Below are 10238 nucleotides of genomic sequence, written 5' to 3' on the forward strand. Positions count from 1 at the left end.
TGGTCCTCGCTCAGATGCGCACGTACAGCCGCAGCGTCACGTAGGCGGCGACACCGGCCAGCCCGACGCCGGCGGCGGCGATCACCGGGCTGATGAACGCGATCGCCCCCCAGTCGACCGGCGGGATGATCCCCGCCCGGATCGGCCCGGCGAGGGTCTTGTCCACGAACAGGACCTTGGTGACCACCAGCCCGCCGATCGCCAGCAGCGCACCGATCAGCCCGGCCAGCGCGGCCTCGAGGATGAACGGCAGCTGCGTGTACCAACGCGAGGCGCCGACCAGCCGCATGATGTTGGTCTCGTTGCGCCGGTTGAAGGCGGCCAGCTGGATCGTGTTGGAGATCAGCAGCAACGCGGCGAGCGCCTGGACGACGGCGACGGCGATCGTCGCGTTGCGCGCGCCGTTGAGCAGGCTGAACAGCCGGTCGAGGAAGTCCCCCTCGTCGCGCACCTGGTCGACGCCGTTCTGCCCGTTCGGGAACTCCGCGGCGATGACCTCGTAGCGCTCGGGGTTCACCAGCTCGACGCGGAAGCTCTCGGGCAGCGCGTCGGCCGGGGTGTTCTGCACGAGCTCCGGCTGCTGGCTGAACTGCTGCTGGAAGCGGGCGTAGGCCTCGTCCTTGGACTCGTAGATGTGGTTGGCCACCTCGGGCGAGCCCGCCAGCTGCTGCTCGATGGCCGAGCGCTGCTCGTCGGTGACGTCATCGGCCAGGAAGATGGAGACCTGCACCTTGTCGTAGTAGATCTCCTTCATGTCGGAGATCATCCCGGCGATCAGCAGGCCGGTGCCCATGAGGCCGAGGGAGATGGCCGTGGTCAGGATCATCGCGACCGTCATGGTCAGGTTGCGACGCAGCCCGGTGGCCACCTCGGAGAGCACGAAGTTGACGCGCATGGATTCCCTGTCGTGAGGTCAGGCAGGTGGGGGCGGGGGACGCCGCGTCAGCGGTCGATCCGGTGCGGCCGCGTCAGCGGCCGACCCCGTAGACACCGCGCGACTGGTCGCGGGTGAGGGCTCCCCCGTTGAGCTCGATCACCCGACGGCGCATCGAGTCGACGATGTGGTAGTCGTGCGTCGCCATCACGACCGTCGTACCGGTGCGGTTGATCCGCTCCAGCAGCAGCATGATGCCCTCGCTGGTCTCCGGGTCGAGGTTGCCGGTGGGCTCGTCGGCCAGCAGCACCAGCGGCCGGTTGACGAACGCGCGGGCGATGGCGACGCGCTGCTGCTCACCGCCGGACAGCTCGCTGGGCAGCCGGTGGGCCTTGCCCTCGAGGCCCACCATCTCCAGCACCTCGGGGACGACGCGCTTGATGGTCCGCTGGGGCTTGTTGATGACCTCCAGCGCGAAGGCCACGTTCTGGGCCACGGTGCGGTTGCGCAGCAGGCGGAAGTCCTGGAAGACGCAGCCGATGGTGCGGCGGAGCTTGGGCACCTGCCACTTGCTCATCGTGTTCAGCGTCTTGCCGTTGACGATGACGTTCCCCCTGGTGGGGTCGTCCTCCTTGAGGAGCAGCCGCAGGAAGGTCGACTTGCCCGAGCCCGACGAGCCGATCAGGAAGACGAACTCGCCCTTGTCGATCTCCGTCGACACGTCATCGAGGGCCGGCCGCGAGCTGGCCGGGTAGAGCTTGGTGACGTGTTGCAGTTCGATCACGAGGGGCCACGGTACCTCTCGAACCCGGGAGACTGGAGTGTCACGCGCGGTCGGCCGCCGTCCCGTCCCGACGGAGCGTGAGCAGCTCCGCCAGGGGCCCGGGACGCCCGTCACCCAGCGTGGCGCATCCGGCGTCCGGCCGTGCGACGGGTGTGACGAACGGGACGCTTGATCCCGTCGGCCCGCCGGGTCCTGCTGGCCCCCCTGCAGGGTCCCGCCGCCGGCCCCGTCCAGGGCACCGCTGGCCCCCTGCAGGGGCCCGCTGCGAGCCTGCGAGTGGCGGGGAGCAGGGGGTCCTTCGTCAGCCGGCGGGCACCGACTCCTGCTGGCGGCGCCAGCGGATCCCGGCCTCGATGAACGTGTCGATGTCCCCGTCGAGGACGGCGGAGGTGTTCCCGGTCTCCTGCTCGGTGCGCAGGTCCTTGACCATCTGGTACGGGTGCAGGACGTAGGAACGCATCTGGTTGCCCCAGCTGCTGCCGCCCTCGCCCTTCAGCGCGTCCATCTCGGCCCGCTGCTCCTCCTGCCGCTTGGCCAGCAGCCGCGCCTGCAGGACGCGCATCGCGGCCGCCCGGTTCTGGATCTGGCTCTTCTCGTTCTGGCAGGAGACGACGATGCCGGTGGGCAGGTGGGTGATCCGGACGGCGGAGTCGGTGGTGTTCACGCTCTGCCCGCCGGGGCCGCTGGACCGGAACACGTCGATCCGGATCTCGTTCTCCGGGATGTCGACGTGGTCGGTCTGCTCGACGACCGGCAGCACCTCGACGCCGGCGAAGGACGTCTGGCGGCGGCCCTGGTTGTCGAACGGCGAGATGCGCACCAGCCGGTGGGTGCCCTGCTCGACCGAGAGCGTGCCGTAGGCGTAGGGCTGCTTGACGGCGAAGGTCGCCGACTTGATGCCGGCCTCCTCCGCGTAGCTGACGTCGTAGAGCTCGATCGGGTACCGGTGCCGCTCGGCCCAGCGCAGGTACATCCGCATGAGCATCTCCGCGAAGTCGGCGGCGTCGACGCCACCGGCCTCGGAGCGGATCGTCACCAGCGCCTCGCGGGAGTCGTACTCGCCGGAGAGCAGCGTGCGCACCTCGAGCTCGTCGATCGCCTGGCGCAGGTTCGCCAGCTCCCGCTCGGTCTCGGCCGCGGTCGCCTCGTCGCTCTCCTCGACGGCCATCTCGTGCAGCAGGCCGACGTCATCCAGGCGGCTGCGCAGCTCCTCCACCCGGCGCAGGTCGCCCTGCAGGTAGGAGAGCTTGGAGGTGAGCGCCTGCGCGGCCTCGACGTCGTTCCAGAGGTCGGGCGCGGAGGCCTGCTGCTCGAGCTCGGCCACCTCGCGACGCAGCCGGTCGACGTCGAGGACAGCCTCGATGGACCTCAGGGTCGTGTCGAGCTCGTCCAGGACGACGGAGAAGTCAGCGGCCACATCGACCCAGGGTAGTGCGCTTCTGACGGGGGTAGACAGCCACGGCATGAGCGAGCCCCGTGAACCGCGCGAGCGTCCCGACTACACGCGCGGCCTCCCCGACCACCACGACCCGACGGCCGGCATCGGCGGCGCACCGCCTGCGCAGTCGGCCCTGACGCTGCGGCTGGTGCTGGCCGCCTTCGGCCTGGTCGTCTGCCTCGGCGGCGGCATCCTGTGGCTGGCCGCCGGTCTGCCGGTCTGGGCGGCGGTCGTGCTGTTCGTGCTGGTCGTGGTGGCCGCCGTCGACCTGGTCGTGGTGGCCCGCCGCAAGATGCGTGGCGAGCCCGGCTGAGGAGAGGACCTCCCCGCGCCCGCTCGTCGCAGGCCCGGGGGCTGCCCGGGACGGGGCCGGCCCGAGACAGCGAGGCCGCGCGCGGCGCGCCGAGCTGACGCCGGCGTCCTCAGAACAGGGCGGTGGCCGGCTGGCCGGCGTACCCGGCGAGCCAGCCGGCCACCTCCTCGGCCGGCATCGGCCGGGCGAGGTGGAAGCCCTGCGCGAAGGTGCAACCGAGCTCGGTGGCGAGCTCCAGCTGCTCCGCGGTCTCCACGCCCCCGGCGTGGGTGCGCACGCCGCAGGCCCCGGCCAGCGCCACGACGGCGGCGATCGCCGCCGCCGCCTGACTGCGCCGCCCCTCGGGATAGGCGACCAGGCTGCGGTCGATCTTCAGCAGGCCGGTGGGCATGGCGACCAGCTGGCCCAGCGAGGAGAAGCCGCTGCCGAAGTCGTCGATCGAGACCTCCACGCCCGACCGGCGCAGCTCGGCGAACTGCGCCGCCGCGCGCTCGACGTCCTCGGCCACCGACCGCTCGGCCATCTCGACGACGAGCTGCTCGGGCGGCAGGCCGGAGTGGGCGAGCGCCTCCTGGACGTCGGCGACGAGCGTGCCGGCGGCGACGTGGGTGGCGCTGGTGTTCACCGCGGTCACCAGGTTCAGGCCGACCGCCGCCCACGCCGCGGTCTGCCGGGTCGCGGTGTGCAGCACCCAGCGGGCGATCACCCCCATGAGGTCGTGCTGGACGGCGATCGGCAGGAAGTCGGCCGGCGCGAGGAGACCGCGGCGGGGGTGCTGCCAGCGGATGAGCGCCTCGACGCCGGTGCACCGTCCCGAGGGCAGGTGCACCACCGGCTGGTAGTGCAGCACCAGCTGGCCGTCCTCCACCGCGTCGCGCAGCTCGGAGGCGACGGTGGCCCGGTGCTGGGCGGCGGCGCGCAGGTCGGCGGTGAACAGCCGGACGCGGTTGCGGCCGGCCGCCTTGGCCGCGTACATGGCGAGGTCGGCGTCGCGCACCAGGTCGGTGGAGCGCACGGGGGCGGGGCCGGACGCGGCCGCGGTGGCGATCCCGATGCTGGCCCCCAGGCGCACCAGCCGGCCGCCGAGCTCGAAGGGACGGTCGATGCTGGCGCGGCAGCGGTCGGCGAGGGCCTCGGCGCCCGTGGTGTCGCAGTCGCGGCAGAGGACGACGAACTCGTCGCCGCCGAGCCGCCCCACGGTGTCGCCCGCCCGGGTGGAGCCGGTCAACCGCGCGGCCACCTGGCGCAGCAGGTCGTCGCCGACATCGTGACCGAGGGAGTCGTTGACCTCCTTGAAGCCGTCGATGTCGAGGAAGAGCACCGACACCGGGCCGCGGTCGTGCCGCTGCAGCTCGGTGTCGATGAGCTCGTGCAGGTGGGCGCGGTTGGGCAGCTCGGTGAGGGTGTCGTGCCGGGCCCGCCAGTCCGAGGCGCGCTCGGCGGCCACCCGGGAGGTGACGTCGGTGTGGGTGACCACGACCTGGCCGGCGCGGTCGACCCGGGAGGCCTGCAGGTGGATCCAGCGCGTGCCGCTGGGCGACTCCAGCGCGTAGTCGGCCTGCACCGAGGAGCGCTCGCCGCGGGAGAGCTCGCGCAGCTGGTCGACCAGCGTGGCGGTGCTGTCGTCGCCGGTGAGCCGGGAGGCCATGGCGAAGTAGTCGCCGTCCACCCCGAAGCGCACCCGCTCGTCGCCGAGGACCTCGGCGGCCTTCTCCCAGGCGGTGTTGGCCAGCAGCACCGTGCCGCCGGCGTCGATCAGGAGGGTGGGCGAGGGCAGCGCGTCGAGCACGGCCTCGACCACGACGGCGGGCTGCGCCGGCCCGCCGACCCGGCGGCGGACGTCGAGCGGCAGGTCGTGGTCTGCCGGTCCTCGTCCCACACGCGCTCCTGCCAGATCCGAGAGGTCCTCGTCGGTCTCGTCGCCCACCCTGCCCAGCCGGGCGGCGCTCATGCCCCGTCCCCCCTCTCCGGCTCCCGGGTCTCCCGGACCACCCACCGCAGGTACTCGGGGTTGCCCCCCACCAGCGGGAGGGCGATCACGCAGGGCACGTCGTACGGGTGGAGCTCAGCGGTGCGCGCGACGACCTCCGGCACCAGCGACCGGCGGGTGTGCAGGGCGACGCGCGCCTCGGGTTCGTCGTGCACGACGCCCTCCCAGCGGTAGACCGACCGGATCGCGGCGAGCTGGTGGCCGCACGCCACCAGTCTCTCCTCTACCAGTCTCCGTGTGTACCCGCTCAGCCACTCCGCGTCACGTCCGGCGACGACGATCTCGCACACGTCCTCCTCCACGGCTCCATCCTGCAGGGGTGGACCGACAGCTCCGCGGGGTAGGGGCGGGGGCATGGACGAGGAGATGACCGTGACGATCGACAGCGAGGACTACGTGCTCCGCCCCGACGGCGACAGCCTGAAGGTGGGCCGCCGGATGGGCGGCGACACGGCCTGGCTCGACGACGTCGAGCTGGCCACCCTGCCTGCGGACGCCCGCATCGCCCTGGAGCGGGGGAACACGTCCGACGCCGCGCTCCTGCTCGCCCTGCGGGGCGTGGTGGCCGCGGAGGTCCAGCGCGGCGGCTGAGCGGAGCGGGAGGGGTCGCGCCTACGGTTCGGGCGTGCCCCCACCCGACCGGCTGCCCGCCGACCTGGTCCTGGAGGGTGGTGGGGTCAAGGGCGTCGCCCTGGTCGGCGCCGCCGTCGAGCTGCTGCGCCGGTACCGGTTCGAGCGGGTCGCGGGCTCCTCGGCCGGCGCCGTGCTCGCCGCGTTCCTCGCCACCGGGCTCGACGCCGACGGCGTGCTGGAGCGGGCGTCCCGGCTGGAGTACGACCGCGTGCCCGACTCCTGGGCGCCGGTCCCCGTGGTGGCCCCCGCGGTCGGGCTGCTCATCCGCTCCGGGCTGCACCCCGGGCGCTACGTCACCGAGTGGGTGCGCCGCGAGCTCGCCGACCTGGGCGTGCGCACCTTCGGCGACCTGCGCCGCGACGACCCCGGCGACGACCCGGCCCTGGCGCCGTGGCAGCGCTACCGCCTCGTGGTGACGGCGACCGACGTCACCCGCGGCCGGCTGCTGCGGCTGCCCTGGGACTACCGCGACTACGGCCTGGACCCCGACGCCCAGCCGGTCGCCGACGCCGTCCGGGCGTCGCTGGCCATCCCGTACTTCTTCTCGCCGCAGACGCTGCGCGACCCCCGCACCGGGCGCCGCTCGACGCTGGTGGACGGCGGGGTGCTGTCCAACTTCCCGGTGGAGACCTTCGACCGCACCGACGCCGCGGCCCCGCGCTGGCCGACGTTCGGCATCGGCGTCGGCGGCACCCTCTCGGACGAGGACGTGTCGGTCTTCCCCCACGGCCGGCTGCTGCCGGGGCCGCTGGGGCTGCTGGACTCACTGGTGGCGACGACGATCAGCGCCCGCGACCGCTCCTACCTGGCCCAGCCGTGCGTGCGCCGGCGGGCCTTCTCGGTCGACACGAGCGGCACCGGCCTCACCGAGTTCGACGTCGACGAGGCCGAGCGGGCGCGGCTGGTCGCGTCCGGCTCGGCGGCGGCCCGGGACTTCCTGGCCGGCTGGAGCTGGGCGGACTACCTCCGCGAGTGCCGCGGCGCCGGCTGACTCCCGCACCCGGTGCCGGTCGGCCGTCGACGAGGCCGAGCGGCGCGGGGCTCGGCCGCTCAGGCGCTAGGAGCGCGTCCGCCGCAGCTCGACGGTGGCCACGTACTCGAACCACGTGCGCCCGCGGTCGGTCGTCGACTCCAACGGCCCGGCGACCAGCAGCGTCTCCCAGTCCGGGCGCTCCGAGCAGCCGGCGTGGAGCAGGCGGTGGCCCAGCTGCGCCCGCAGTCCGGCGGTCGCGTGCGCGGAGTGCGGATACGGCAGCGCCGTCGTCGCCGTGAACACCGTGCCGGCGGCGTCGTCCCGGGGTGTCACGTCGACCGCCGGAGGATCTCGTCCTCCCAGGGGCTCGGCGTGGAACTCCACACCAGCGACGCCGCGTGCTCGCGGCCGTCGGGCAGGGTCACCCGGAGCAGCCCCTGGTGCAGGTCCTCGACGGGCCCGTGGCCGGCGGGCTTGGCGCAGCGGACCTCCCGCCCGGCTGCCACGAGGACGATCGCGGTGCACTGCACGGGGCTCACCCCGGCCCCCGGGCGCCCGGCCCGACCGGAGCGGGGACCGGGTGCCGGCGGAGGTCGTCCCGGGTGGACCGCTCGGGGGTGGCGGCGAGGCTGCCGGTCACCACGATCGACAGGGCGGTCTCCCGGCCCGTCGCTCGCCGGCTCCCGGCACGGCTGGGTGTTCTGGACGCCACGGCCGCATCCTGGAGCCCCCGGTCACCCCGGGTCACGTGGTTCGGCCACGGGGACACCCGGACAGGGGATGCGCTGCCCTCCGGGCGGGTCGCCGCGCGGCGCCGAGTCCCCTCTCCGAACGGCACCCGCGCACAGCGCGACGACAGGGGTGTTCGACTGCTGCCCGCTCAGGTACCAAAGGCCCTGTAGCGGCCCGGAGGGCGGGTGGGCATCGCGTCCTCCGGTGACGAGACGAACGAGTCCACGACGGGCGAGACGAGCCTCGAGGAGTGCCATGAGACTGCTGCGAGCCGGTGTCGTCGCTGTGATCGGAGCAGCAGTCGTACTGCTCGCTCCAGGAGTCGCCGCGGGCAGCAGTGGAACCACCCAGCAGAGCTGCGAGCGGATCTGGTTCTGGTGGATCCCGTTCCCGTGCCAGCCGGAGTCGCTGTGACGGCGAACGGACGGACGCGAGCGGTGATCCTGCGTCCTCGCGCGGGTCGGCGAGCAACCCGCGCCCGGGGAGCGACCGCAGGCCGTCACGGGTCGACGTAGCGGTCGCGCTCGACGACGACGAACAGCCGGTGGCGGTGTCGGCGTCGACGAACTCCGCGAGCCCCTGCTGGCGGGCCCCTCCGCGCGCCGGCGCGCCCTCCTCGAGCGTCAGAGACCGAGGGCTCGCACCATCGCGGCGCGGGTGCGTGGTCCGACCACGCCGTCGACGGCAAGCCCGTGAGCGCTCTGGAAGTCGCGGGTCGCCTCCTCCGTCATCGGCCCGAAGACCTCGTCGACGTCGACCCGCCGGTCGAGGGCCTGGACCAGACGCCACTGCCAGGTCGCCACCGCGGCTCCGCGTTCACCGCGGCGGAGCAGCTGGTTGCCGGTCCCCGGTTCGGCATGGACCACGTCCACGGCGATACGGGTCGGGCCGCTGAGCGTGGTGACGCGGAGCCCGGTCTCGGCGGCCACCCCGATGCCCCAGGTGAGCACGCCCTCGAAGTCACCCGCGTCGGCGATCTGGCGGAACGTCGCGAACCCCGTCAGGTCGGGGAGCGGGCCCCTCCGCGTCGGGGTGCCGTCGTCCCGGTGCGCAGCCGCGGGTCGCAGGGTGATCTCGACGACGGCCCGACCGCGAAGGGGGATCGGCCGGCCGGACCCGTCCTCGATCAGCTGGTCCACGTACCGCACGTGGAACCCGGGGGCCGGGCCCTCGAAGTCGAAGACGAGCCGGTCGAAGTCCTTGTTGCGGCCTGCACGGACACCCACGAGGAAGGTGCGGCCGGCGTGGTGCGCCGCTGTCCCTTCGATCGGGCCCGTCGTCAGCGTGCCCGAGATCGCCTGTCCCAGGAGTTCGGTCATGGGCGCCACCGAACCCTCCCGCCGTCACGAGGCCGTCACCCGCGCATCACCCGTGCCGCGGGTGGGCCGGCCGCGGCACTCCCCCGGTGACGGGACCGTGACGGTGCGGTTCCTAGCCCGCACACCGCGGCGCTGCGGAGGTGGACCCGTGCACGATGGCGACAGATCCAAGCCGGTCAGGCGGGTGTGGGTGACCCAGGTGGACGTGGACGGGGACGCCCTGTGGACCCGCACGACCGCGAGTGCACCACCAGCTGGGACGTCACCTCGGGCAGAGCCCGAAGCCCTCACCACCGGACTCCCCGTCTGTTGCTGGCTCCTCACAGGCGGTGGAGGCGCGCCGACCGGATCGCGGCTCTGGCTCGGAGTCAGACCGCCCACGCAATCCCGACCGTCGAGGACGCGCAACGGTTGCTTGCCATGCCCTGGCAACCGCCACAGGAGGCGCCATGTCCGGCATCATCAGCACCCGTCGGCAGAGGACCGGCTCCACCACCACGACGGCGAGCGTCACCGGCGCAATGGCTGTCGGGGCGCGCATCCTCGGGCCGTCGGCGATGGGGCCCCTTGCTCTCGCCGTCACCGCGGTCGGCGCGATGGCCGTCGGCCGACTCGCGATCGCTGACGCAGTGATCCGAAGACTGCGCGCCGAGGAAGTCGAGATCGGCTCGCTGAAGGTGCGCGAGCTCGAAGTGGCCGGTCAGCGTTGGACTGGCTCCACCATCCCGTCGATGCCGAGAGCCGATCCGCAGCCGTAGCCGCTCAGGGCGACGTCGGTGGACGCGGTACCCGTCGACCAGGGCCTGTCCTGCGGATCATCCGCCATGCGACTGCTCCCGGCGTCCCTGAATGCCATGAAGACGGGGGCCTCCCCCCGGATCACGCTTGCGGTGAGAGCCGGAATGCGTGACGGAAGGAGGCCCGGTCCTCATGTTGCACGTTGGGTTGGATCTGAGCAGGACTCGTCTGGATGTGCATGTCATGGACCAGACAGGGACGTCGGTCGCGGTTACGACGGCGGCGCCGGACGCCGGCGGCCTGACCTCGCTGGCCTATCGGCTCGGCGAGTTCGGACAACCGATCACGGCGGTGATCGAGTCGATGAATGGCGCGCGGTTCATCCACGATCAGCTGGAGCTGCGCGGCTGGACGGTGGAGATCGCCGACGCAGTCAAGGTCAAG

The 10238-nt window shown here is 73.1% G+C and carries 14 protein-coding genes; 6 read left to right on the forward strand and 8 right to left on the reverse strand.

The window, feature by feature from the left end; genetic code table 11:
• Positions 1 to 10 precede the first annotated feature (10 nt).
• The 3 genes from ftsX to prfB all read right to left on the reverse strand — a co-directional run bounded on the left by ftsX (position 11) and on the right by prfB (position 3075).
• On the reverse strand, positions 11 to 895 hold the full coding sequence (ftsX, locus tag BUB17_RS21290) for a permease-like cell division protein FtsX (RefSeq protein WP_072920675.1): 885 nt from the start codon (positions 893 to 895) through the stop codon (positions 11 to 13).
• Positions 896 to 968: 73 nt separating this feature from the next.
• Positions 969 to 1658, reverse strand: a complete 690-nt coding sequence (gene ftsE, locus BUB17_RS21295) for a cell division ATP-binding protein FtsE (protein WP_072920676.1) — start codon at positions 1656 to 1658, stop codon at positions 969 to 971.
• Between the two features lie 301 nt (positions 1659 to 1959).
• Entirely contained in the window at positions 1960 to 3075 is a 1116-nt protein-coding gene (prfB, locus tag BUB17_RS21300) for a peptide chain release factor 2 (RefSeq protein ID WP_072920677.1), read from the reverse strand.
• A 46-nt stretch (positions 3076 to 3121) separates the two neighbouring features.
• On the opposite strand from prfB, the gene BUB17_RS21305 reads away from it, so the two are divergent.
• A complete protein-coding gene (locus tag BUB17_RS21305; RefSeq protein ID WP_072920678.1) occupies positions 3122 to 3409 on the forward strand; it encodes a DUF6343 family protein in 288 nt (95 codons plus the stop codon).
• Positions 3410 to 3518: 109 nt separating this feature from the next.
• Here BUB17_RS21305 and BUB17_RS21310 read toward each other — a convergent pair whose 3' ends face one another.
• Together BUB17_RS21310 and cutA are read right to left on the reverse strand one after the other, a co-directional pair.
• Complete coding sequence (locus BUB17_RS21310) at positions 3519 to 5360, reverse strand: putative bifunctional diguanylate cyclase/phosphodiesterase (protein WP_072920679.1); 1842 nt, start codon at positions 5358 to 5360, stop codon at positions 3519 to 3521.
• Complete coding sequence (gene cutA / locus BUB17_RS21315; protein WP_244277412.1) at positions 5357 to 5755, reverse strand: divalent-cation tolerance protein CutA; 399 nt, start codon at positions 5753 to 5755, stop codon at positions 5357 to 5359. Before cutA ends, BUB17_RS21310 begins: the two co-directional genes overlap by 4 nt.
• 16 nt (positions 5756 to 5771) lie before the next feature.
• Here cutA and BUB17_RS21320 point away from each other — a divergent pair, with 16 nt between their 5' ends.
• Entirely contained in the window at positions 5772 to 5990 is a 219-nt protein-coding gene (locus BUB17_RS21320; RefSeq protein WP_141243139.1) for a hypothetical protein, read from the forward strand.
• A gap of 34 nt (positions 5991 to 6024) precedes the next feature.
• On the forward strand, positions 6025 to 7023 hold the full coding sequence (locus BUB17_RS21325) for a patatin-like phospholipase family protein (protein ID WP_208983564.1): 999 nt from the start codon (positions 6025 to 6027) through the stop codon (positions 7021 to 7023).
• A 66-nt stretch (positions 7024 to 7089) separates the two neighbouring features.
• Here BUB17_RS21325 and BUB17_RS21330 read toward each other — a convergent pair whose 3' ends face one another.
• Entirely contained in the window at positions 7090 to 7338 is a 249-nt protein-coding gene (locus BUB17_RS21330) for a hypothetical protein (protein WP_072920682.1), read from the reverse strand.
• Positions 7335 to 7535, reverse strand: a complete 201-nt coding sequence (locus tag BUB17_RS21335; RefSeq protein ID WP_072920683.1) for a hypothetical protein — start codon at positions 7533 to 7535, stop codon at positions 7335 to 7337. Before BUB17_RS21335 ends, BUB17_RS21330 begins: the two co-directional genes overlap by 4 nt.
• A gap of 457 nt (positions 7536 to 7992) precedes the next feature.
• Between BUB17_RS21335 and BUB17_RS27095 the strand changes: the two genes are divergently transcribed.
• A complete protein-coding gene (locus BUB17_RS27095; RefSeq protein WP_175561446.1) occupies positions 7993 to 8151 on the forward strand; it encodes a hypothetical protein in 159 nt (52 codons plus the stop codon).
• A gap of 209 nt (positions 8152 to 8360) precedes the next feature.
• On the opposite strand, the gene BUB17_RS21340 is transcribed toward BUB17_RS27095, so the two are convergent.
• Positions 8361 to 9056, reverse strand: a complete 696-nt coding sequence (locus BUB17_RS21340; RefSeq protein WP_244277413.1) for a peptidoglycan-binding domain-containing protein — start codon at positions 9054 to 9056, stop codon at positions 8361 to 8363.
• 449 nt (positions 9057 to 9505) lie between these two features.
• Here BUB17_RS21340 and BUB17_RS21345 point away from each other — a divergent pair, with 449 nt between their 5' ends.
• The gene (locus BUB17_RS21345; protein ID WP_072920685.1) at positions 9506 to 9814 is read left to right on the forward strand and encodes a hypothetical protein; all 309 of its coding nucleotides are present in this window, start codon (positions 9506 to 9508) and stop codon (positions 9812 to 9814) included.
• A gap of 223 nt (positions 9815 to 10037) precedes the next feature.
• Positions 10038 to 10238 (forward strand): hypothetical protein (locus BUB17_RS21350; RefSeq protein ID WP_141243140.1); only part of this gene is annotated, 201 nt, incomplete at its 3' end.

The sequence above is a fragment of the Geodermatophilus obscurus genome (genome assembly GCF_900143215.1).
In the GTDB taxonomy this organism is placed as follows: domain Bacteria; phylum Actinomycetota; class Actinomycetes; order Mycobacteriales; family Geodermatophilaceae; genus Geodermatophilus; species Geodermatophilus obscurus_A.

What these genes read in the sequence shown, in the direction of transcription:
- ftsX (WP_072920675.1), bottom strand. Translation starts at nt 895, where the DNA reads ATGCGCGTCAACTTCGTGCTCTCCGAGGTGGCCACCGGGCTGCGTCGC.
- BUB17_RS21305 (WP_072920678.1), top strand. Translation starts at nt 3,122, where the DNA reads ATGAGCGAGCCCCGTGAACCGCGCGAGCGTCCCGACTACACGCGCGGC.
- BUB17_RS21310 (WP_072920679.1), bottom strand. Translation starts at nt 5,360, where the DNA reads ATGAGCGCCGCCCGGCTGGGCAGGGTGGGCGACGAGACCGACGAGGAC.
- cutA (WP_244277412.1), bottom strand. Translation starts at nt 5,755, where the DNA reads ATGCCCCCGCCCCTACCCCGCGGAGCTGTCGGTCCACCCCTGCAGGAT.
- BUB17_RS27095 (WP_175561446.1), top strand. Translation starts at nt 7,993, where the DNA reads ATGAGACTGCTGCGAGCCGGTGTCGTCGCTGTGATCGGAGCAGCAGTC.
- BUB17_RS21340 (WP_244277413.1), bottom strand. Translation starts at nt 9,056, where the DNA reads ATGACCGAACTCCTGGGACAGGCGATCTCGGGCACGCTGACGACGGGC.
- BUB17_RS21345 (WP_072920685.1), top strand. Translation starts at nt 9,506, where the DNA reads ATGTCCGGCATCATCAGCACCCGTCGGCAGAGGACCGGCTCCACCACC.